Here is a 21,364-nt window from a genome sequence, read left to right on the forward strand (position 1 = left end):
TGCCCCTTCCTGCTGGCCTGGGAATACGCATAGCCTATGAAGCCCATTTTTAGCCGTGGCCCGTCGCTGCAGTTTCGCCTGATCCTGGCGTTGCTGGTGGCGATTGGTGTTATTATCGCCGACAGCCGCCTCGGTACGTTCAGCCAGATCCGAACGTACATGGATACTGCCGTCAGCCCTTTCTATTTTGTCTCCAATGGTCCCCGTGAGCTGCTTGACAGCGTGTCGCAAACGCTCGCCTCCCGTGACCAGTTAGAGCTTGAAAACCGTGCGTTGCGTCAGGAACTGATCCTGAAAAACAGCGAATTGCTGATGCTGGGCCAGTACCGCCAGGAAAACGCGCGCCTGCGCGAACTGCTCGGCTCACCGTTGCGACAGGATGAGCAGAAGATGGTGACGCAGGTCATCTCTACGGTAAACGATCCCTACAGCGACCAGGTCGTGATTGATAAAGGCAGCGTCAACGGCGTTTACGAAGGTCAGCCCGTTATCAGTGATAAAGGCGTCGTGGGCCAGGTTATCGCCGTGGCGAAGCTCACCAGCCGCGTCCTGTTGATTTGCGATGCGACACACGCGCTGCCGATTCAGGTGCTGCGTAACGATATCCGCGTGATTGCGGCCGGTAACGGTTGTACTGACGATCTGCAGCTGGAGCATCTGCCGGCAAATACGGATATCCGTGTCGGTGATGTGCTTGTGACTTCAGGTCTGGGCGGACGTTTCCCGGAAGGTTATCCGGTGGGCGTCGTTTCTTCCGTGAAGCTTGATACCCAGCGCGCCTACACCGTGATTCAGGCCCGCCCGACTGCCGGCTTGCAGCGTCTGCGTTATCTGCTCCTGCTGTGGGGGGCGGATCGCGAAGGCAAAACGCCAATGCTGCCGGAAGAGGTGCATCGCGTGGCTAACGAACGCCTGATGCAGATGATGCCTCAGGTCTTACCGCCGGCTGGTTCAGTAGGGCCGCCGGCTCCCGTGCCGCCTCCGGCTACCGGTATGTCGCAGACCTCTGCCGTGGAGAATCCTTCTGCGGCAGACGGCGCTCAGGGAGGCCAGTAGTGGGAAGCTATCGTAGCCAGGGCCGCTGGGTTATCTGTCTCTCATTTCTGGTTGCTCTTTTATTGCAGGTCATGCCCTGGCCGGACGACATGAAAGTTTATCGTCCGGACTGGGTATTATTGATCCTGCTGTACTGGATCCTCGCCTTGCCCCATCGCGTAAATGTGGGCACAGGTTTTATCATGGGTGCCATACTGGATCTGATAAGTGGCTCCACGCTGGGCGTTCGCGCCCTGTCACTGAGTATTGTCGCCTACCTGGCCGCCTTAAAATACCAGCTGTTCCGCAACCTCGCGCTCTGGCAACAGGCGCTGGTAGTGATGCTTCTATCCCTGGTCGCTGATGTCATTGTTTTCTGGTCCGAGTTTCTGGTCATTAACGTCTCCTTCCGACCGGAGGTGTTCTGGAGTAGTGTAGTGAACGGCGTGCTCTGGCCCTGGATATTCCTGTTGATGCGAAAAATTCGTCAACAATTTGCCGTGCAGTAAGGGTAAACATGACATCTTTATATCTCGCCTCCGGATCGCCGCGTCGCCAGGAGCTTCTCTCCTGCATGGGCGTGGCTTTTGAACGTATCGTGACGGATGTGGCAGAGCAGCGTCTGAGCCATGAAAGCGCGGAACAGTACGTCCGGCGTCTGGCGCGAGACAAAGCGCTGGCGGGCGTCGCATTAGCACCCAGCGATTTACCCGTGTTAGGCGCAGACACCATTGTTATCTACAACGGTGAAATTCTGGAAAAGCCGCGCGATCGGGAGCATGCGGCGCAGATGCTACGATTACTCTCCGGGCATCAGCATCAGGTGATGACGGCGGTTGCGCTGGCGGACAGCCGCTCGGTGCTCGATTGCCTGGTGACGACAGAAGTGACATTCCGCAGCTTATCAGAACAGGATATCGCCGTTTACGTTGCCAGCGGTGAACCAATGGACAAAGCAGGGGCATACGGCATTCAGGGTCTGGGCGGCTGCTTCGTCAGGAAGATAAATGGCAGCTACCATGCCGTTGTCGGACTGCCGCTGGTAGAAACGTATGAACTACTGAGTAATTTTCACGCATTGCGTGATGGACGAGGAAAAGATGACGGCTGAATTACTGGTCAACGTTACCCCTTCAGAAACGCGGGTAGCCTATATTGACGGCGGAATACTGCAGGAAATCCATATTGAGCGCGAAGCGCGCCGTGGGATCGTAGGGAATATCTACAAAGGTCGTGTTAGCCGGGTGCTGCCGGGAATGCAGGCGGCATTTGTAGATATTGGCCTTGATAAGGCAGCGTTTCTTCACGCCTCCGACATCATGCCGCACACCGAATGCGTTGCGGGCGAGGAGCGTAAAAACTTCACCGTGCGCGATATCTCCGAGCTGGTTCGCCAGGGCCAGGATCTTATGGTGCAGGTGGTTAAGGATCCGCTTGGCACTAAAGGCGCGCGCCTTACTACGGACATTACGCTTCCTTCCCGCTATCTGGTATTTATGCCGGGCGCTTCGCATGTCGGCGTATCCCAACGAATCGAAAGCGAAGAAGAACGCGATCGTCTGAAACGTGTGGTAAGCGCTTACTGCGATGAACAGGGCGGATTTATCATTCGTACCGCCGCTGAGAGCGTATGCGAAGAGGCCCTCTCTGCCGACGCCGCCTACCTTAAACGCGTCTGGACCAAAGTCAGCGAGCGTAAAAAACGCAATAAAACCCGCTGCCAGCTTTATGGCGAGCTTGCGCTGGCGCAGCGCGTGCTGCGTGATTTTGCCGATGCAGCGCTGGACAGGATTCGTGTCGATTCCCGTCTGACCTACGACATGCTGCTGGAATTTACCGCCGAGTACATGCCGGAGATGACCAGCAAAATCGAACACTACAGCGGTCGCCAGCCGATTTTCGATCTCTTTGACGTCGAAAATGAAATCCAGCGGGCGCTTGAGCGAAAAGTTGAGCTGAAATCCGGCGGCTATCTGGTTATCGATCAAACCGAGGCGATGACCACCGTGGATATCAACACCGGGGCGTTTGTCGGCCACCGCAACCTTGACGATACTATTTTTAATACCAATATCGAAGCCACGCAGGCCATCGCCCGTCAGCTGCGGCTGCGTAATCTTGGCGGCATTATCATTATCGATTTTATCGACATGAGTAATGAAGATCATCGCCGTCGTGTATTGCACTCTCTGGAACAGGCTTTGAGCAAAGATCGCGTGAAAACCAGCGTGAATGGTTTCTCGCAGCTTGGTCTGGTCGAAATGACCCGCAAGCGTACCCGTGAAAGCGTGGAGCACGTGCTGTGCGCAGGTTGTCCAACGTGCCACGGGCGCGGCACGGTGAAAACGGTGGAAACGGTGTGCTATGAAATTATGCGCGAAATCGTGCGCGTTCATCATGCTTATGATTCCGACCGCTTCCTGGTTTACGCCTCCCCGGCGGTTGGCGAAGCGCTGAAAAGCGAAGAATCTCACGCGCTGGCAGAGGTGGAAATTTTTGTCGGCAAGCAGGTAAAAGTGCAGATCGAACCGCTCTATAACCAGGAGCAGTTCGACGTCGTTATGATGTAACCCGCGTACGGGTTGTACTTTTTGAAGCACCGAGCCGTGAGGCTGACAAGGAGAGAGATGTGAGGCGACTGCCCGGCATTCTGCTGCTCACAGGCGCAACGCTGATTGTTATCGTCGCACTGCTGGTGAGCGGTATGCGGCTTATTTTGCCGCACCTCAACGCCTGGCGTCCGGCATTGCTGGAAAAGATTGAGGCCGTGACGGGCACGCCGGTGGATGCCGGTCAGATTCAGGCAAGCTGGCAGAATTTCGGCCCTACGCTTGACGTGCGCGACATCAAAGCCGGCATGAAGGACGGCGGCGAGTTGAGCATTAAGCGCGTTACGCTGGCGCTGGATGTCTGGCAAAGCCTGCTTCACGCCCGCTGGCAGTTCCGCGATCTCACTTTTTATCAGCTGCACATGCGCACCAATACCCCGCTCAGTCAGAACAGCAGCGATGGTCAGTTCGAATCGGACAAAATTGAGGATCTCTTTTTGCGGCAGTTCGATCATTTCGATCTGCGCGACAGCTCCCTTAGCTTTCTTACGCCCTCCGGCCAGCGCGCCGAGCTTGCCATTCCCCAGCTAACCTGGCTGAACGCTAAAAATCGTCACCGTGCCGAAGGGCAGGTGAGCTTATCAAGCTTCACGGGCCAGCATGGCCTGGCAAACGTCAGGATGGATCTGCGTGATGATGACGGCATCCTCAATACCGGCAGGGTATGGCTGCAGGCCGATCGCGTCGACGTTAAGCCCTGGCTGGGTCGCTGGATGCAGGATAACGTCGATTTGCAGGACGCTGAGTTCAGCCTTGAAGCGTGGATGGAGATTAAAGGCGGGGATATCGCAGACGGCGATATCTGGCTTAAACAGGGCGGGGCCAGCTGGAAAGGAGAGCAGACAACCCATCGTTTATCGGTTGATAATTTAGTGGCCCGCGTGGATCGTTCCGCTACGGGCTGGAACCTTGCGATCCCTTCTACCAACATTACCCTTGATGATAAAACCTGGCCGAAAGGCTCCCTGAGCCTGGCGTGGCGCTACCCGCAGGATGTCGGCGGCAAGGCGAATAAACGCAGCGAAGAGCTGCGCGTGCGTGCAACCAATATGGAGCTGGAAAGCTTCTCCGGCCTGCTGCCGATTGCGGCCAAAATTTCACCCAATTTGGGCGAAATCTGGAATGCCCTGAAACCACGCGGGCACATTGATGTGCTGGCGGTGGATATCCCGCTGCAGCAAACCGAAAAAACGCGTATGCAGGGGCGCTGGAAGGATGTCAGCTGGGAGCAGTGGAAGATGCTGCCGGGCACCGAGCATTTTTCCGGATCTATTACAGGCAGCCTGGAGCACGGTCAGCTTAACGCGCAGATAACCGATGCAAAAATGCCGTATAAAACGGTATTCCGCGCGCCGCTGGAGGTTGAAAGAGGCGTAGCCACGCTTGAGTGGCGGAAAAATGCCGCGGGCTTCCAGCTTGATGGCAAAGACCTCGATGTGAAAGCCCGTTCCGTTTGGGCGCGCGGCGATTTCCGCTATTTCCAGCCCTCCGAGGGCGATCCCTGGCTGAGCATTCTGGCAGGCATCAACACCGATAATGGCGCAGACGCCTGGCGCTACTTTCCTGAAAATCTGATGGGCAAAGAGCTGGTCGACTACCTGAGCGGGGCCATTCAGGGCGGGCAGGCGGAAAACGCCACCCTGGTTTACGGCGGTAATCCGCATCTGTTCCCTTATCAGCACAACGAAGGGCAGTTTGAAGTCCTGGTTCCGTTGCGCAATGCCACCTTTGCTTTCCAGCCGGGCTGGCCGGCGCTGGAAAAGCTGAATATAGAGCTGGATTTCATCAACGATGGCCTGTGGATGAAGAGCGACGAGGTAAAACTTGGCGGCGTTACCGGCCGTAATCTCAGCGCCGCTATCCCCGATTATTCTAAAGAGAAGCTGCTGATCGATGCGGATATCGCCGGGCCAGGGAGCGCGGTCGGACCCTACTTTAAACAAACCCCGCTTGCGGATTCGCTGGCCGCAGCCCTCGATGAACTACAGATCGGCGGCGATGTGAATGCTCGCTTACATCTTGATATACCGCTGGACGGCAAGATGACGACGGCGAAAGGCGACGTGGTGCTTAATCACAATACGCTGCTGATAAAGCCGCTATCCAGCACCCTGAAGGATCTGAGCGGCAAGTTCAGCTTTGTGAATGGCGATCTGCAAAGCGAGCCGCTGCGGGCGACCTGGTTTAATCAGCCGGTAGGGATTGATTTTAATACTAAAACCGGCGAAAAAAATTATCAGGTTGGCGTGAACCTGACCGGAAACTGGCAGCCCAATAAAATGGGCGTATTACCGGAGCAGGTGAACAAGGCGCTGAGCGGCAGCGCGGCATGGAAAGGCGCGGTGGACATAACGCTGCCTTACCGCGGCAGCGCCAGCTACAGCGTCGACCTGGATGCGGATCTGAAAAATGTGAGTAGTCACTTACCTGCGCCAGCGAATAAGTCTGCCGGCCAGCCGCTGCCGTTAAAGATTGCCGTGAAGGGCAACCTTAACCGCTTTAACCTGACGGGCAGCGCCGGGGAAGCAAATCGTTTTTCCAGCCGCTGGCTGCTTAATAAAAAGCTGACGCTCGAGCGCGCTATCTGGGCGACGGATAGCCATACTATCCCTCCTCTGCCTGAGCAACCCGGGCTGGAGTTAGATCTTCCGGCTATGGACGGCGCGCAGTGGCTGGCGTTGTTCAGCCAGGGCGCAGCTACGGGCCTCGGCAATTCGGCCGCTTTCCCGTCCGATATTACGCTCAGAACGCCGGCTTTAACGCTCGCCGGGCAGCAGTGGAACAACCTCAGCATGGTTTCACGCGCCACACCAACCGGCACTCAGGTTAATGCTCAGGGCCGTGAAATTAACGCCACGTTGACTATGCCTGCTAACGCACCATGGCGGGCGGCGATTAAATACCTTTATTTCAATCCTGACTGGAGCGTGGTGAACAAATCATCCACCCCGCCGAGCGGCACCTCTTCTGCGCCCGTTCAGGACACAATCAGCTTCCGCGACTGGCCCGATGTACAGCTGCGCTGCGCCGAGTGCTGGCTGTGGGGGCAAAAATATGGCCGCGTTGACGGCGACGTGGCTATCAAAGGCGATACCCTGAAGCTCAGCAATGCGCTGGTTGATACCGGCTTTGCCCGCCTGACCGGCGACGGAGAATGGGTGAACAGCACGACGGAAATGCGCACTTCCCTGAAAGGCAAGCTGAAAGCCGGCAAGCTGGATGCGGCCACTAACTTCTTTGGCGTGAAAACCCCGATTCAGGGATCCTCGCTTGATGCGGATTATGATTTACACTGGCGCGATGTGCCCTGGAGACCGCAGGAATCCTCACTGAACGGCATTCTGCATACCCGGCTGGGCAAAGGACAAATTGCCGATCTGGGCACCGGACACGCGGGCCAGCTGCTGCGGCTGGTGAGCTTTGATGCGCTGCTGCGCAAGCTGCGCTTTGACTTCAGCGATACCTTCGGCGACGGCTTCTACTTCGACTCCATCCGCAGCACGGCCTGGATAAAAGACGGCGTGCTGCATACCGATGACACGCTGGTGGACGGGCTGGAAGCCGATATTGCCATGAAAGGCTCGGTGGATCTGGTCGCTCGCCGGCTCAATATGGAGGCCGTGGTCGCCCCGGAAATTTCCGCAACGGTTGGCGTTGCGGCGGCCTTTGTCGTCAACCCTATCGTGGGTGCCGCGGTATTCGCCGCCAGCAAGGTGCTGGGGCCTCTGTGGAGTAAAATATCCGTCCTGCGCTACCATATCACCGGCCCGGTAGATAATCCGCAAATCAACGAGGTGCTGCGCCAGCCGCGCGTGAACAAAGTTAAGTGATTTGACGCGGGCAGCTAATTGCCGCAAGCTCAATAAATATCCCCAATCGATAGACAATTAAGAGTATTCAAACGATGAGTCTGAACCTGGTAAGTGAGCAGTTGCTGTCTGCGAATGGCTTAACCCATCAAGATCTGTTTTCCATTCTCGGCCAGTTGTCCGAGCGTCGGCTCGACTATGGGGATCTCTATTTCCAGTCCAGCTATCACGAATCCTGGGTATTAGAAGACCGCATTATTAAAGATGGTTCATACAACATTGACCAGGGCGTCGGCGTGCGTGCCGTGAGCGGTGAGAAGACCGGCTTTGCCTATGCCGATCAAATTAGCCTGCTGGCGCTGGAACAGAGTTCCCATGCGGCGCGCAGCATCGTGCGCGAGCAGGGCGACGGTCGTGCTCGCACGCTCGGCGCGGTAGAGCACAGCGCGCTTTATACCAGCGCCGATCCTCTGCAGAGTATGAGCCGGGAAGAGAAGCTCGACATCCTTAAGCGAGTCGATAGCGTAGCGCGCGCGGCGGATCCCCGTGTTCAGGAGGTCACCGCCAGCCTGACGGGCGTTTATGAATTAATCCTCGTGGCGGCAACCGACGGCACCCTTGCCGCGGACGTTCGTCCGCTGGTGCGATTGTCCGTCAGCGTTCAGGTAGAGGAAGACGGCAAGCGCGAGCGCGGCTCCAGCGGCGGCGGCGGCCGTTTTGGCTATGACTATTTCCTCGAAACTACCGATGGCGAAATCCGTGCCGACGCATGGGCGAAAGAAGCCGTGCGCATGGCGCTGATCACTTTGTCTGCCGTCGCGGCGCCGGCGGGTATGTTCCCAGTGGTTCTCGGCGCGGGCTGGCCTGGCGTACTGTTGCATGAAGCGGTCGGTCACGGCCTGGAAGGCGATTTTAACCGCCGCGGCACGTCCGTTTTCAGCGGCCAGATGGGCCAGCTAGTCGCCTCTGAGCTTTGTACCGTTGTGGATGACGGCACTATGGCTAACCGTCGCGGCTCGGTTGCCATCGACGATGAGGGGGTTCCCGGTCAATACAATGTGCTGATTGAAAACGGCATCCTGAAAGGCTATATGCAGGATAAGCTAAACGCGCGTCTGATGGGCGTTGCGCCAACGGGCAACGGTCGCCGTGAGTCCTACGCGCATTTGCCGATGCCGCGCATGACCAACACCTATATGCTGGCAGGTAAATCCACGCCGCAGGAAATTATTGCATCCGTCGAGTACGGCATCTATGCGCCAAACTTCGGCGGCGGCCAGGTGGATATCACTTCCGGTAAGTTCGTCTTCTCGACGTCTGAAGCCTATCTGATTGAAAAAGGTAAGGTTACAAAACCGGTAAAAGGCGCGACGCTGATTGGTTCCGGGATCGAAACCATGCAGCAGATCTCCATGGTGGGCAACGACCTGGCGCTGGATAACGGCGTGGGCGTCTGCGGCAAGGAGGGCCAGAGCCTGCCGGTAGGCGTTGGCCAGCCGACGCTTAAGGTCGATAACCTTACGGTTGGCGGTACAGCATAAAACTTCATGGCCGGGTTAACCCCGGCCATTCTCTATGCCGCGTCCGTTTCTTTCCCGCACGTCCTGGTACAGCTGCGCCACCTTCACAAAATACTCCGTCAGATAGTTAATACATACCTGCACCTTCAGCGGCAGTTTGTCCTTTTCGGTATAGAGCGCATAGACCGGGCGCGGATCCGACTGGTAGCGCGGGAATAAGATCTCCAGCTCGCCGTTGTTGATCTCATCGATCGCCCACATTAGCGGCACGTAGGCGATCCCGGCGCCGGCTTTCAGCCAGCGTGAAAGCGTCATCGGATCGTTTGTCACAAAGCGTCCCTGCGGCAGCATGCGCGTGGAGATGCCTTCCGGGGCGATAAGCTCAAATTCATTGTCAGGACGCACGCTGTATTCCAGCCACGAATGGTTGGCCAGATCGGCGGGTTTTTCCGGTATGGCATTTTGCTGGAGATAGCTTTTTGATGCGCAGATAACCATCGGCATCGACCCGAGGCGTTTTGAAAACAGGCTGGAATCCTGCAGCGCGCCTACGCGAATCACCACGTCGAGACCATCCGCAATTAAATCCGGCGCAGGAATGCCGGTCACCAGGTTAACCGTAAGCCCCGGATACTCTTTAAGCATGTCCGCGGTCATATTGGCGAGCACATTTTGTGCCATGGTTGAAGAGCTGCCGATTCGCAGCGTGCCAATGGGGGTGTTGTTGAAGGCGTAGAGTTGCTCATGCACCTCCTGGGCTTCATGCAACATCTTGCGGCAGCCGAGGTAGTAAATTTTACCCGCTTCGGTAAGACCAATGCTGCGGGTGCTGCGGTTCAGCAGCTTTACCTGCAGTTCATCTTCAAGCTTAGAAACCGTCTGGCTGATGGACGATACGCTCATCTGCAGTTGCCTTGCGGCGGCGGTAAAAGAGCCGAGATCGACCACTTTGGCAAAAACCGACATGCGCTTAAGTCTTTCCATTGTTCACTCTGAGTTAAAAGTGATTTAGATCACACATTATAGATAACAAGGTAACAGTTACGTTAATATATTATTATTAACACAGCCCAAACCGCGTTCTCGTCTGCCGTTTCCGGCAATCCTTTAGTCGCGGATAACCGTCCAGGGCCTGTGTCGCCTGCACCGTCCTTAACAAGGTTAACATGAGTTTATTTCCAGTTATCGTGATATTCGGTCTTTCCTTTCCACCGATATTCTTTGAGCTGATCGTTTCACTGGCGGCTTTCTGGCTGGTGCGCCGTTTGCTTACCCCAACGGGTATCTATGATTTTGTCTGGCATCCGGCATTATTCAATACAGCGCTTTACTGCTGCCTGTTTTATCTGATCTCGCAGCTGTTTGTTTGAGGTTGATGTGAAAACACTTACAAGAAAAATGATCCGCACCGCCATCACGCTGATTCTGGTGCTGCTGGCTTTTATCGCTATCTTCCGTGCCTGGGTGTTTTACACCGAGTCACCCTGGACGCGTGACGCCCGCTTTACTGCGGATATTGTCGCGATCGCGCCTGACGTTTCGGGACTCATTACCGCCGTAAACGTTCAGGACAACCAGCTGGTTAAAAAAGGCCAGGTGCTGTTTACCGTCGACCAGCCGCGCTATCAAAAGGCGCTGGAAGAGGCGCAGGCAGACGTTGCCTACTACCAGGCCCTGGCAAGTGAAAAACGCCGTGAAGCCGGGCGCCGTAACAAGCTTGGCATTCAGGCGATGTCGCGTGAGGAAATCGATCAATCGAATAACCAGCTGCAAACCGTGCTGCATCAGCTGGCAAAAGCTGAAGCAACGCGTGACCTGGCGCAGCTTGATCTGCAGCGTACCGTTGTGCGCGCGCCGGCGGATGGCTGGGTGACCAACCTGAACGTGCACGGCGGCGAGTTTATTACCCGTGGTTCGACGGTGATCGCGCTGGTGAAACAGCACTCTTTCTACATTCTTGCCTATATGGAAGAGACCAAGCTTGAAGGCATCCGCCCGGGATATCGCGTGCAAATCACTCCGCTGGGCAGCAACCGTGTGCTGCGCGGTACGGTTGACAGCATCTCCGCCGGCGTAACCAACGCCAGCAGCACCAGCGATGCAAAAGGTATGGCTACCGTGGACTCTAACCTGGAATGGGTGCGCCTCGCACAGCGCGTGCCGGTACGTATTCGTCTGGATGAGCAGCAGGGCAACCTGTACCCGGCAGGCACCACGGCTACGGTCGTCGTCACCGGTGAGAAAGATCGTGATACCGAGCACGACTCTGCATTTATGAAATTTATGCATCGCCTGCGTGAGTTTGGGTAAGCCGGGCGATTATGTATTCTATCTCCCGACTGCATCTGCGCTTTGCGTTCAAGCTGGCGTTTGCCCTTGTGCTGGCCCTTTTTGTGGGCTTTCACTTCCAGCTGGAAACGCCGCGCTGGGCCGTATTAACCGCGGCGCTTGTTGCCGCAGGTCCCGCCTTTGCGGCGGGCGGCGAACCCTATTCAGGCGCTATTCGCTATCGCGGCATGCTGCGTATCGTCGGCACCTTTATCGGCTGTATCGCGGCGCTGGTTATTATCACCTCGCTGATTCGCGCGCCGGTCGTGATGCTGCTGGTGTGCTGTATCTGGGCCGGCTTTTGTACCTGGATCTCTTCGCTGGTCAAAGTTGAGAACTCCTACGCCTGGGGCCTTTCAGGCTATACGGCGCTGATTATCGTCGTCACTATTCAGCTCAATCCGGTTACCACGCCGCAGTTTGCCGTTGAGCGCTGCAGCGAAATCGTTATTGGCATCGTCTGCGCTATTCTGGCGGATTTAATTTTTTCCCCGCGCTCCATCAAACAGGAAATCGACCGCGAGCTGGACAATTTGCTGGTGGATCATTACCGGCTTATGCAGCTTTGCATTGCACATGGCGCAAAAGAAGAGGTGGATAAAGCCTGGAGCGGTATGGTCCGCCGTACCACGGCGCTTGAGGGAATGCGCGGCAATCTGAAGATTGAATCCGCGCGCTGGGGCCAGGCAAACCGCCGGCTTAAAGCTATTAACCCCCTTTCCTTAACGCTGATTACCCAGGCCTGCGAAACTTTTCTTATTCAGAATACCCGGCCTGAATTTGTCACGCCTGAATTCAGAATGCTGTTTGAAACGCCGGTAGAAAACGCGGCGGACGTTCATAAAAGAATGAAGGTCTTAAGGCGCGTAATTTCCTCAATCGGCGAGAAAAACACGCCTGTTACCATCAGCACCTGGGTCGGCGCGGCGACACGCTTTCTGCTGTTAAAACATGGCGTGGCGAGCAATACGCGTATCAGCGCCGTAGAAGAAGAGATCCTGACTGACGAAGTGGTGATCAAAGTTCAGTCTGCGGAGCGTCATCACGCGATGATCAACTTCTGGCGCACGACGATTTCTTGCCTGCTGGGCTGCCTGTTCTGGCTGTGGACCGGCTGGACATCCGGCAGCGGGGCGATGGTGATGATCGCCGTCGTGACTTCGCTTGCTATGCGTTTACCCAATCCGCGAATGGTTTCGCTGGATTTCCTGTACGGGATGCTGGCCGCCCTGCCGCTTGGCGCATTCTATTTTCTGGTGATCATACCTTCCACTCAGCAAAGCATGCTGCTGCTGTGTATTAGCCTTGCGCTGCTGGGATTCTTCATCGGTATTGAAGTGCAGAAGCGTCGGCTGGGCTCGATGGGGGCGCTGGCCGGAACGATTAACGTTATCGTGCTGGATAATCCGATGACGTTTCATTTCAGCAACTTCCTTGACAGCACGCTAGGGCAAATCGTCGGCTGTTTCCTGGCGATGATGGTCATACTGCTGGTGCGGGATAACTCTAAAGAGCGTACCGGACGCACGCTGCTGAATCAGTTTGTTTCGGCTGCGGTTTCGGCGCTGACCACCAATAATAACCGTCGCAAGGAAAATCATCTCCCGGCGCTATACCGGCAGCTTTTTCTGCTGCTGAATACCTTCCCAGGCGATATCGATCGCTATCGTCTGGCGCTCACATTGATTATTGCGCACCAGAGATTGCGGGATGCTCCTATTCCGGTGAATGCCGATTTGTCTGCTTTTCACCGCCAGCTTCGTGCGACCGCAGATAAAGTTATCTCGGCTTCTAATGACGACAAACGACGCAGGTACTTTGAGCAGCTATTGGGCGAACTTGATATTTACCAGCAGAAGCTTCGTAACTGGGAAGCGCCGTTACAGGTGACCGAGCCGGTAAAAAGGCTGGCGGATATGCTGCATAAGTATCAGCACACGCTAATAGACGCTTAATCTGCTAACCCCAAAGAGGGAAAAACCACGCATTTTCCCTCATTATCAGCAATCTTAGCCGACGTCATGCGTCGGCTTTTTTGTATCTATACTTACCTGATGTGCGATAGATAACAGGAGAAAATGATGACAATTCAGGCGCTCCAGGACTGCGAACTTTTCAAGACCGGCTATCTGGTCGGCGGGGAATGGCGCAGCCTCGCGAACACCTTCGACGTGGTCAATCCGGCAACAGGTGAAACAGTCGCAAAAGTGGCGAAAGCCGGTAAGAAAGAGGCCGAAGAGGCTATCGCGGCGGCGGCGAAAGCCTTCCCGGCCTGGCGGGCGAAAACCGCAAAAGAACGCTCGACGATTCTTTATCGCTGGTACCAGCTCATTATTGAAAATAAAAGCTGGCTGGGACGGCTTATGACCACCGAACAGGGCAAGCCGCTGAAGGAAGCTGAAGGCGAGGTTGAATACGCGGCAAGCTTTATTCAATGGTTTGCCGAGCAGGCTAAGCGTGCCAACGGCGAAATTATTCCCCCCATCAAACCGGGCTCGCGAATTCTCGCGACGCGCGAGCCGATTGGCGTAGTAGCGGCTATCACCCCATGGAATTTTCCGATGGCGATGCTGACCCGCAAGCTCGGCCCGGCGCTGGCCGCGGGCTGTACCGGGATAATCAAGCCTGCCAACAACACGCCGCTTTCCGCTTTTGCTTTACTGGCCCTGGCAAAACAGGCTGGCGTGCCGGACGGCGTTCTGAACGCGGTAGCGGGCAATACCCCGGAAATCAGCGATGCGATTATGGCAAGCCGCGAGGTGCGTAAAATTTCCTTCACCGGTTCCACCGCCGTGGGCAAAACGCTGGTGCGTAACGCTGCAGAAACCATGAAAAAGGTCTCAATGGAGCTGGGCGGTAACGCGCCATACATCGTGTTTGACGATGCCGATATTGATGAGGCGGTAAAAGGCGCGATTGCGAATAAGTTCCGTAACGCAGGCCAGGTCTGCGTTAGCGTTAACCGGTTCTTTATTCAGGAAGGCGTTTATGACCGGTTCGTCAATAAGCTGGCGGAAGCGGTGAAGGCGCTCAAAGTCGGCAATGGTATGGATGAGGGTGTGGTTGTCGGACCGCTTATCGAAAAGTCCGCCGTCGATAAAGTCCGTGAGCATGTGGAAGACGCCTTAGCTAAGGGCGGTAAAGCGCTGGTGGGAGGTAAAAGCCACGACCTGGGCGGTAACTTCTGGCAGCCAACGGTCATTATCAACGCCAGTGACGAGATGAAGCTGGCGCAGGAAGAGACCTTTGGCCCGCTGGCGGCCTGCTTTAGCTTCAAAACGGAAGAAGAGGCTGTCAGGCGAGCCAACAATACGCCATTTGGTCTGGCCGCCTACTTCTATACACAGAATCTGCAACGTGTATTCCGCGTGTCGCAGGCGCTTGAAAGCGGGATGATCGGCATTAACGAGTGCGCCGTATCGACCGAGCTGGGGCCGTTTGGCGGGGTGAAAGAGTCCGGTCTCGGTCGGGAAGGCTCGGTGCTGGGGCTTGATGAATATCTGGAAGTTAAGACCCTGCACATTGGCGGCCTGTAGCGGTACGGCGGCACGGCGTATGCTTGGTTGGGATGGCCCGGAAATGAAAAAATATATTTTTGATTTTAACGAGATAGAGGATCAGCCGGGGTTCTATCGCCGCTTTATCCAGGTATTTTCACTGGAGAAAAGGCAGGTCCACGATCTCGACAGCTTGTGGGATGTGGTGGTGGGAGGAGGGTTGCCTCTTCCGGTGGAGATTGAGTTTGTGCATTTGCCGGAAATAAAAAGGCGGCGTTATGGCGCGCTAATCCTGCTGTTTGACGAGGCGGAAGAAGAGCTCGAAGGGCAGCTGCGCTTTAATATTCGCGTTTAACGGACATAAAAAAGCCCCCGGCGAACGGGGGCAAAGTCGTCGGACTTGACGACGAGGGTTTATTTATACAGCTCAGCGGTAGCGTGCCAGGTATCGCCCGTCCGCGCTTCAGTAATGTGATAGGCTGAAGCGCCTTTCTCAGCCGCTTTCTGTGATAGTTCATGACGCATATCCATCGGCGCGCTGCCTGTCTGGCTTACGGAGATGCTGCCTAAAGATTGCATGCCCTGCGTCTGTTCGCTGGAGATCTGATGCGCTGCTGCGTTAGCGCCAAAAGAGAGAACGGACAGAAGGCTAAGGGCTGCGATGGTTGATTTGGTTTTCATATTGTCTACTCCTGAATAGTTTTCCCAACGGCCGGAAGGGCTAAATTGCGATTTTTGTTCTGACGGTCGTTGAGTGAGACGATCGTTGCTAAATACTTACTTTGATCTGCTTGCGGCGCTGCAGGTTATTTATACAGTTCAGCCGTTGCGTGCCACTGGTCGCCGGAACGCGCTTCAATGATGCGGTAAGAAGAAGCCCCTTCCTGCTCGGCTTTTTGCGCCAGTTTCTGATGCATATCCATCGGTGAGCTACCGATGCCGCTTACGGAGATGGTGCCCACCGGCTGCAGGTTTTGCGCGCCGTCAGCATCGACAGATGCGGCAGCAAAAGCGCCAAAGGAAAGCATGGAGAGCAGGCTTGCGGTTACTAAAGTGTTTTTCATGTTCATAATTTTTACCTCGTCGTATTCTTTTGCTCAGGTCATCGTTTCGTGACCTTCATCACAAAATCAAGTATACACTAATAACGGTAAAAATTAATACTCTGCTAACAGTTTCACATGAAACTTTGCGTTAAAAGCATGGCTCTTTATAATATTCAGTTATTAAAACGGTAATTTTAGCGCGTTGTTTTTAATGAAATGCAGAAAAATCAATGACCTGTCGCACTTTGATTATTTGTGCGGTCGATAACAGAACAAACCATATTTTGGAGGCGTAATGACTGGGGGTATCTGCTGTGAGGTTGAAACAAAACGGTCGATCGCGCTCAAAGAAAAGGCTAAAGAAGAATTACCCGCCACGGAGAAGGCGGGTAGGGCAGGCGGCGTAAAGCTTACAGCTCTTGCTCGAACAGAACGAGAATGGCCTCGTAAAGCTCCTTTACCGTGAAGTCGCTGGCGGGTGTAGTAAAGATAGTGTCATCCCCGGCGATAGTGCCGAGAATACCTTCCGCTTTACCCAATGAATCCAGCAGACGGGCAATCAGCTGAGCTGCGCCCGGGCTTGTATGGATAACCACTACCGCATTGTTATAGTCGATATCCAGCACCAGGTTCTTCAGCGGGCTGGACGTGGTCGGCACGCCAAGCTCGGCGGGCAGGCAGTAAACCATCTCCATTTTTGCATTACGCGTGCGTACCGCGCCAAACTTGGTTAGCATGCGGGAAACTTTGGACTGGTTAATATTGTCAAAACCGTCGTTCTGCAACGCATGAACGATCTCGCCCTGAGAACTGAATTTCTCTTCTTTTAACAGCGATTTGAAGGCTTTAATCAATTCTTCTTGTTTTGAGGAGTTGCGCATGAGCCACCTGTATATAGGTAAACGGATAACATTATTATGCATTTAAATGAATTTTTATGAAAATGCATGAAAGGGCGTTAGCCTGAAATAATGTTATGAAAGAGACGAATTTTATCAAATTTCGTTATCGAGAAACATGCCTGTGTCACGACTGGTAAATAAGCCTGCAAGTAAACTAAATGTTATCAAAATGATGTTGTTTTGATGCGACGGTAAGGTGTAATGTAACCGCCGTTGATGTGACAACATCAGGTAGTGACCGGGCGCTCAGGCGTCGTTTCCACCCGGCGAGTAAATGCAGCAGTAACGCATGAGGATTGCGTAACCTCGCAGTCTGAAGGCGGGAAGATTGTAATTACCCCTTCTCTGGATTATGGTCGCCACCGCATGGAGTTACGGCACGTTTTTGCTAACCATAATAAGGAGTTTAGGATGAAAGTTGCAGTCCTCGGCGCGGCAGGCGGTATCGGCCAGGCGCTTGCCCTTCTACTCAAGACCCAACTGCCTTCAGGTTCAGAACTCTCACTGTATGACATCGCACCGGTTACCCCAGGGGTAGCGGTTGACCTCAGTCATATCCCTACAGATGTGAAAATAAAAGGTTTCAGCGGCGAAGACGCGACGCCGGCGCTGGTTGGCGCGGACGTTGTGCTGATCTCCGCAGGCGTTGCCCGTAAGCCAGGTATGGATCGTTCCGACCTGTTTAACGTGAATGCCGGCATCGTGAAGAACCTGATTGAGCAGGTTGCTAAAACCTGCCCGAAAGCCTGCATCGGCATCATCACCAACCCGGTGAACACCACGGTTGCTATCGCCGCCGAAGTGCTGAAAAAAGCAGGCGTCTACGACAAGAATAAACTGTTTGGCGTTACCACGCTGGACATCATCCGCTCCAATACCTTTGTTGCGGAACTGAAAGGTAAACAGTCTGGCGAGATCGAAGTGCCTGTAATCGGCGGCCACTCCGGCGTGACTATCCTGCCGCTGCTGTCCCAGATCCCGGGCGTTACCTTCACCGAGCAGGAAACTGCCGATCTGACCAAACGTATCCAGAACGCGGGCACCGAAGTGGTTGAAGCGAAGGCTGGCGGCGGGTCCGCAACCCTGTCGATGGGCCAGGCTGCGGCTCGTTTCGGTCTGTCGCTGGTGCGCGCGCTGCAGGGTGAAAGCAACGTTGTCGAGTGCGCCTATGTTGAAGGCGACGGCCAGCACGCTCGCTTCTTCTCCCAGCCGCTGCTGCTGGGTAAGAACGGTATCGAGGAGCATAAATCCTACGGCAAACTGAGCGCCTTTGAGCAGCAGGCGCTGGAAGGCATGCTGGATACGCTAAAGAAAGATATCGCGCTGGGCGAAGAGTTCGTTAATAAGTGATCTCTGTCAGATAAAAAAAACCGGAACATCTCTGTTCCGGTTTTTTTATGTCTGAAATCAGTTCCCGGCCGGGTATTCCTGAATAGTGACCTGCATGGTTATCTTCTTATCTTCACGCATCACTTCAACCGGTATCACCGAGCCTGGACGAATTTCAGCGACCTGATCCATCGTTTCCAGAGCGGAAATCGCAGGCTTATGGTTCACCGAGACAATGACGTCATTGACCTGAATGCCTGCTTTAGCCGCCGGGCCATCCGGCGAAACCTCATTAACAATGATCCCCTGAATCTGGTCGATGCCGGTTGACGGGCTGTGCAAAGGGGTGATCTCACGTCCGCCGATGCCGATATAGCCGCGGATCACCCTGCCATCGCGGATAAGCTTATCCATGATTTTCGTCGCCAGCTGCGTCGGAATGGCGAAACCGATCCCTTCCGGCGTCTCACCGCCGTTGCTTTTATCAAAGGAGAGCGTGTTGATGCCCATCAGCTCGCCCAGCGAATTCACCAGGGCGCCGCCGGAGTTGCCATGGTTGATGGAAGCATCGGTCTGCAGGAAAGACTGGCGGCCGGAAGGGCTCAGACCAATACGGCCGGTGGCGCTGATAATGCCCTGGGTAATCGTCTGTCCGAGGTTGTATGGGTTGCCGATGGCCATCACCACGTCGCCAATATGCGGCATACGCTTGCTGTTTATCGGGATAAGCGGCAGGCCGGTGGCGTTAATTTTTAACACGGCCAGATCGGTCAGGTTATCGGAGCCGACCAGTAGCGCTTCAAAGACGCGGCCATCCTGCAGGGCAACGATGATTTGCTCGGCGTCGTTAATCACATGTTTATTGGTAATGATGTACCCGCGCTCGTCCATAATCACCCCGGAGCCAAGGGTTTTTATTTCCAGCTGATTGTGGGTATTGCTGCCCACGCTGCGGTTATAGACGTTCACGACGGCAGGCGCAGCGCGTCGCACCGCGGTGTTATAGCTCAGCGGTGTTTCATCGGCACTGTCGAACGTCGAAGGGGCAAGCGGCGTGATGTGCTGGCGCAACGAAGGTAAAGAGACCAACAGAATAGCCGCCACAATCAGGCCGATCGCCACCGATCGTAAAATCTTCAGAAACATGGATTTGAGTTAATCAGTGAGAAAACGAACGCAGAATAGCATGAGTTAATCGGACATCGCACTCGTGATGTCCGATTACTGACCAAATTAACGCAATAACAAATAGATACTATCTTCGCCACGCACGACGTGAAGGGCGATTAGCGCGGGTTTGCCTTCCAGCATCTTGCGCATTTCTGCAATCGTGCGGATACGCTCGCGGTTAATGCCGATAATCACATCGCCTTTATGCAGCCCAACCTGCGCGGCCGGCGTGCCTTTTTCTACGCTGTCGAGCTTCACGCCCTTAGCCCCGTCTTTAAGCTGACCGTCGCTTAACGTCGCCCCCTGAAGCGCGGGAGTAATCAACTCCGCATTCGCCGATGAAGCGGTACTCTTATCAAGCGTGACGCTTACTTCCAGCGGTTTCCCATCGCGGAGCAGGCCAAGCTTCACCACCGTGCCCGGTTCCGTCGTTGCGATCTTGGCGCGCAATTCCGCAAAGCTGCTGATGGTTTTACCGTTCAGGCTGGTGATGATATCGCCCGCTTTTACGCCCGCTTTGGCCGAGCCGGATTGCGGCAGCACTTCGCTGACAAACGCCCCGCGCTGGGTGGTCAGATTGAACGCTTTGGCGATATCAGCGCTCATTTCGGTGCCCTTAATGCCTAACAGGCCGCGCTTGATTTCACCAAACTCCATCAGCTGTCTGGCCAGCGTCTGCGCCATATTGCTCGGAATGGCAAAGCCGATACCCACGCTGCCTCCGCTCGGCGCGAGAATGGCGGTGTTAATGCCAATCAGCTCACCGTTGAGGTTAAGCAATGCGCCGCCGGAGTTTCCCCGGTTGATGGAAGCATCGGTCTGGATAAAGTTTTCCAGCCCTTCCAGATTTAACCCGCTGCGGCCCAGAGCCGAGACGATCCCTGACGTAGCGGTCTGGCCCAGCCCAAAGGGATTCCCAACGGCCACGGCAAAATCGCCCACGCGCAGCTTATCGGAATCGGCCACGGCAATTTGCGTCAGCCCTGTCGCATTCTGGATCTGGATAAGCGCGATATCGCTCTGATCGTCGCCGCCTATTAGTTTGGCTGCAAATTCGCGCCCGTCGTTAAGCTGGACGCTGATCTTTTCGGCGTGGCTGATCACGTGGTTGTTCGTCAGCACATACCCTTTGGCGGCGTTGATAATCACGCCGGAGCCCAGCCCCTCAAAAGGTTGGGATTCGGAAGGAGGAAGATCGTCGCCGAAGAACTTTTTAAACTCTTCCGGGACTTTTTGAGCAGGCGCCGCAGCCGTGCCTTCAACCTGAACACTCACCACGGCTGGCAAAACCTTTTCCAGCATCGGGGCCAGGCTTGGTAACGCGGCCTGGCCGGGAACCTGTGAAGGGATCGCGGCAACGGCAAAAGGTGACGCACTCAGAGCTAACCCGACGCTTAACGCTAACGCACTCAATAATCGTGTTTGTTTCTTCATTAATGGCTTGCTCTCGTGACCTGGAAAAAGGAGAACCCGATAACTCACCGATATTATTGAAATATCAGCCGGGTAACAATGTTGTTGAATGAGACAAGATTCTTAAATGATAGTCGTGGCGAGATGAGATTTGGGGCATGAGCGGCATGCCCCGAAAAAAAAATCTTATTACCGTGCTTAATCGCGTTTTGCACGCTCGGTACGCAGCAAGCCTGACGCGCCTTCTGAGTAGTCGCGCGGCATCTGTACCGGCGCCTGATCGTTGCTGGCTTCGGATTCAGCCAGACGGTTGCGGAACGGATTAGCCTCGGCGGAGAGTTCCGGCAGCAGGCTGCTGGAGCTCTTCGCCATATGTTGATACAGCTGACGATAATCGTGCGCCATATTATCGAGCAGCTCGGCACTGTGGGCAAAGTGGCTGACCAGCTCTTCGCGGTACTCGTCAAGCTCCGCTTTGTTTTTCTCAAGCTCATACTGTAAAGCCTGCTGCTGACGCAGTTTGCGGTTGCCAAAACGCATGGCGACGGCGCCAATGATAATCCCGACAACTAACCCAATTAGCGCATATTCCCAGGTCATGTACTTCTCCCGTTATCTTGTGAATCCGTAAGGGTAATGTAGCCACTATAACCGCTAACCTAAGAGAAGTGGAATCCTGACGCAGCTTCGCTTAGGGTAGAACGAC

Annotated in this window: 19 protein-coding genes; 12 read left to right on the forward strand and 7 right to left on the reverse strand. The window is 54.9% G+C overall.

The window, feature by feature from the left end:
- Window positions 1-36: 36 nt before the first annotated feature.
- The 6 genes from mreC (at window position 37) to tldD (ending at window position 8,994) form a co-directional block, all read left to right on the forward strand.
- Window positions 37-1,056 carry a rod shape-determining protein MreC gene (mreC, locus tag WLO31_RS01895; RefSeq protein WP_435928847.1) on the forward strand — a complete coding sequence of 340 codons (1,020 nt, stop codon included), beginning with the start codon at window positions 37-39 and terminating at the stop codon, window positions 1,054-1,056.
- The gene (gene mreD / locus WLO31_RS01900) at window positions 1,056-1,544 is read left to right on the forward strand and encodes a rod shape-determining protein MreD (RefSeq protein ID WP_435928848.1); all 489 of its coding nucleotides are present in this window, start codon (window positions 1,056-1,058) and stop codon (window positions 1,542-1,544) included. Before mreC ends, mreD begins: the two co-directional genes overlap by 1 nt.
- 8 nt (window positions 1,545-1,552) lie before the next feature.
- Window positions 1,553-2,146 carry a Maf family protein gene (locus tag WLO31_RS01905; protein ID WP_435928849.1) on the forward strand — a complete coding sequence of 198 codons (594 nt, stop codon included), beginning with the start codon at window positions 1,553-1,555 and terminating at the stop codon, window positions 2,144-2,146.
- Window positions 2,136-3,605, forward strand: a complete 1,470-nt coding sequence (rng, locus tag WLO31_RS01910; RefSeq protein WP_435928850.1) for a ribonuclease G — start codon at window positions 2,136-2,138, stop codon at window positions 3,603-3,605. The genes WLO31_RS01905 and rng overlap by 11 nt, the downstream gene beginning before the upstream one ends.
- 59 nt (window positions 3,606-3,664) lie before the next feature.
- Window positions 3,665-7,474 carry an AsmA2 domain-containing protein YhdP gene (gene yhdP / locus WLO31_RS01915; RefSeq protein ID WP_435928851.1) on the forward strand — a complete coding sequence of 1,270 codons (3,810 nt, stop codon included), beginning with the start codon at window positions 3,665-3,667 and terminating at the stop codon, window positions 7,472-7,474.
- A gap of 74 nt (window positions 7,475-7,548) precedes the next feature.
- A complete protein-coding gene (tldD, locus tag WLO31_RS01920) occupies window positions 7,549-8,994 on the forward strand; it encodes a metalloprotease TldD (RefSeq protein WP_435928852.1) in 1,446 nt (481 codons plus the stop codon).
- 15 nt (window positions 8,995-9,009) lie between these two features.
- On the opposite strand, the gene aaeR is transcribed toward tldD, so the two are convergent.
- The gene (aaeR, locus tag WLO31_RS01925; protein WP_435928853.1) at window positions 9,010-9,957 is read right to left on the reverse strand and encodes an HTH-type transcriptional activator AaeR; all 948 of its coding nucleotides are present in this window, start codon (window positions 9,955-9,957) and stop codon (window positions 9,010-9,012) included.
- A gap of 182 nt (window positions 9,958-10,139) precedes the next feature.
- Here aaeR and aaeX point away from each other — a divergent pair, with 182 nt between their 5' ends.
- The 5 genes from aaeX to WLO31_RS01950 all read left to right on the forward strand — a co-directional run bounded on the left by aaeX (window position 10,140) and on the right by WLO31_RS01950 (window position 15,153).
- Window positions 10,140-10,343, forward strand: a complete 204-nt coding sequence (gene aaeX, locus WLO31_RS01930) for a p-hydroxybenzoic acid efflux pump operon protein AaeX (RefSeq protein ID WP_435928854.1) — start codon at window positions 10,140-10,142, stop codon at window positions 10,341-10,343.
- A gap of 7 nt (window positions 10,344-10,350) precedes the next feature.
- On the forward strand, window positions 10,351-11,283 hold the full coding sequence (gene aaeA / locus WLO31_RS01935; RefSeq protein ID WP_435928855.1) for a p-hydroxybenzoic acid efflux pump subunit AaeA: 933 nt from the start codon (window positions 10,351-10,353) through the stop codon (window positions 11,281-11,283).
- An 11-nt stretch (window positions 11,284-11,294) separates the two neighbouring features.
- Window positions 11,295-13,256 carry a p-hydroxybenzoic acid efflux pump subunit AaeB gene (gene aaeB / locus WLO31_RS01940; RefSeq protein ID WP_435928856.1) on the forward strand — a complete coding sequence of 654 codons (1,962 nt, stop codon included), beginning with the start codon at window positions 11,295-11,297 and terminating at the stop codon, window positions 13,254-13,256.
- 126 nt (window positions 13,257-13,382) lie between these two features.
- The gene (locus WLO31_RS01945) at window positions 13,383-14,837 is read left to right on the forward strand and encodes an NAD-dependent succinate-semialdehyde dehydrogenase (protein ID WP_435930480.1); all 1,455 of its coding nucleotides are present in this window, start codon (window positions 13,383-13,385) and stop codon (window positions 14,835-14,837) included.
- 43 nt (window positions 14,838-14,880) lie between these two features.
- On the forward strand, window positions 14,881-15,153 hold the full coding sequence (locus WLO31_RS01950; protein WP_435928857.1) for a barstar family protein: 273 nt from the start codon (window positions 14,881-14,883) through the stop codon (window positions 15,151-15,153).
- Between the two features lie 59 nt (window positions 15,154-15,212).
- Here the strand turns inward: WLO31_RS01950 and yhcN (WLO31_RS01955) are convergent, their stop codons facing one another.
- The 3 genes from yhcN (WLO31_RS01955) to argR all read right to left on the reverse strand — a co-directional run bounded on the left by yhcN (WLO31_RS01955) (window position 15,213) and on the right by argR (window position 16,725).
- Window positions 15,213-15,479, reverse strand: coding sequence for a peroxide/acid stress response protein YhcN (gene yhcN / locus WLO31_RS01955; RefSeq protein WP_435928858.1), 267 nt, complete (start codon window positions 15,477-15,479; stop codon window positions 15,213-15,215).
- 125 nt (window positions 15,480-15,604) lie between these two features.
- Window positions 15,605-15,868 (reverse strand): peroxide/acid stress response protein YhcN, encoded by a 264-nt coding sequence (yhcN, locus tag WLO31_RS01960; protein WP_435928859.1) that lies wholly within the window; start codon window positions 15,866-15,868, stop codon window positions 15,605-15,607.
- A gap of 386 nt (window positions 15,869-16,254) precedes the next feature.
- Window positions 16,255-16,725 carry a transcriptional regulator ArgR gene (argR, locus tag WLO31_RS01965; protein WP_435928860.1) on the reverse strand — a complete coding sequence of 157 codons (471 nt, stop codon included), beginning with the start codon at window positions 16,723-16,725 and terminating at the stop codon, window positions 16,255-16,257.
- 432 nt (window positions 16,726-17,157) lie between these two features.
- Between argR and mdh the strand changes: the two genes are divergently transcribed.
- The gene (mdh, locus tag WLO31_RS01970; protein ID WP_435928861.1) at window positions 17,158-18,096 is read left to right on the forward strand and encodes a malate dehydrogenase; all 939 of its coding nucleotides are present in this window, start codon (window positions 17,158-17,160) and stop codon (window positions 18,094-18,096) included.
- Window positions 18,097-18,153: 57 nt separating this feature from the next.
- On the opposite strand, the gene degS is transcribed toward mdh, so the two are convergent.
- The 3 genes from degS to zapG form a co-directional block, all read right to left on the reverse strand.
- On the reverse strand, window positions 18,154-19,221 hold the full coding sequence (degS, locus tag WLO31_RS01975) for an outer membrane-stress sensor serine endopeptidase DegS (protein ID WP_435928862.1): 1,068 nt from the start codon (window positions 19,219-19,221) through the stop codon (window positions 18,154-18,156).
- 87 nt (window positions 19,222-19,308) lie between these two features.
- A complete protein-coding gene (degQ, locus tag WLO31_RS01980) occupies window positions 19,309-20,679 on the reverse strand; it encodes a serine endoprotease DegQ (RefSeq protein WP_435928863.1) in 1,371 nt (456 codons plus the stop codon).
- Window positions 20,680-20,856: 177 nt separating this feature from the next.
- Complete coding sequence (gene zapG / locus WLO31_RS01985) at window positions 20,857-21,258, reverse strand: Z-ring associated protein ZapG (protein WP_435928864.1); 402 nt, start codon at window positions 21,256-21,258, stop codon at window positions 20,857-20,859.
- Window positions 21,259-21,364 lie beyond the last annotated feature (106 nt).

It is taken from the genome of Dryocola sharpae (assembly GCF_051307055.1).
In the GTDB taxonomy this organism is placed as follows: domain Bacteria; phylum Pseudomonadota; class Gammaproteobacteria; order Enterobacterales; family Enterobacteriaceae; genus Dryocola.

Bases quoted from the DNA above. Each gene is read 5' to 3' on its own strand.
- mreC (WP_435928847.1), top strand. From the start codon at position 37: ATGAAGCCCATTTTTAGCCGTGGCCCGTCGCTGCAGTTTCGCCTGATC.
- WLO31_RS01905 (WP_435928849.1), top strand. From the start codon at position 1,553: ATGACATCTTTATATCTCGCCTCCGGATCGCCGCGTCGCCAGGAGCTT.
- rng (WP_435928850.1), top strand. From the start codon at position 2,136: ATGACGGCTGAATTACTGGTCAACGTTACCCCTTCAGAAACGCGGGTA.
- tldD (WP_435928852.1), top strand. From the start codon at position 7,549: ATGAGTCTGAACCTGGTAAGTGAGCAGTTGCTGTCTGCGAATGGCTTA.
- aaeR (WP_435928853.1), bottom strand. From the start codon at position 9,957: ATGGAAAGACTTAAGCGCATGTCGGTTTTTGCCAAAGTGGTCGATCTC.
- aaeX (WP_435928854.1), top strand. From the start codon at position 10,140: ATGAGTTTATTTCCAGTTATCGTGATATTCGGTCTTTCCTTTCCACCG.
- aaeB (WP_435928856.1), top strand. From the start codon at position 11,295: ATGTATTCTATCTCCCGACTGCATCTGCGCTTTGCGTTCAAGCTGGCG.
- WLO31_RS01945 (WP_435930480.1), top strand. From the start codon at position 13,383: ATGACAATTCAGGCGCTCCAGGACTGCGAACTTTTCAAGACCGGCTAT.
- WLO31_RS01950 (WP_435928857.1), top strand. From the start codon at position 14,881: ATGAAAAAATATATTTTTGATTTTAACGAGATAGAGGATCAGCCGGGG.
- yhcN (WP_435928858.1), bottom strand. From the start codon at position 15,479: ATGAAAACCAAATCAACCATCGCAGCCCTTAGCCTTCTGTCCGTTCTC.
- yhcN (WP_435928859.1), bottom strand. From the start codon at position 15,868: ATGAACATGAAAAACACTTTAGTAACCGCAAGCCTGCTCTCCATGCTT.
- argR (WP_435928860.1), bottom strand. From the start codon at position 16,725: ATGCGCAACTCCTCAAAACAAGAAGAATTGATTAAAGCCTTCAAATCG.
- mdh (WP_435928861.1), top strand. From the start codon at position 17,158: ATGAAAGTTGCAGTCCTCGGCGCGGCAGGCGGTATCGGCCAGGCGCTT.
- degS (WP_435928862.1), bottom strand. From the start codon at position 19,221: ATGTTTCTGAAGATTTTACGATCGGTGGCGATCGGCCTGATTGTGGCG.
- degQ (WP_435928863.1), bottom strand. From the start codon at position 20,679: ATGAAGAAACAAACACGATTATTGAGTGCGTTAGCGTTAAGCGTCGGG.
- zapG (WP_435928864.1), bottom strand. From the start codon at position 21,258: ATGACCTGGGAATATGCGCTAATTGGGTTAGTTGTCGGGATTATCATT.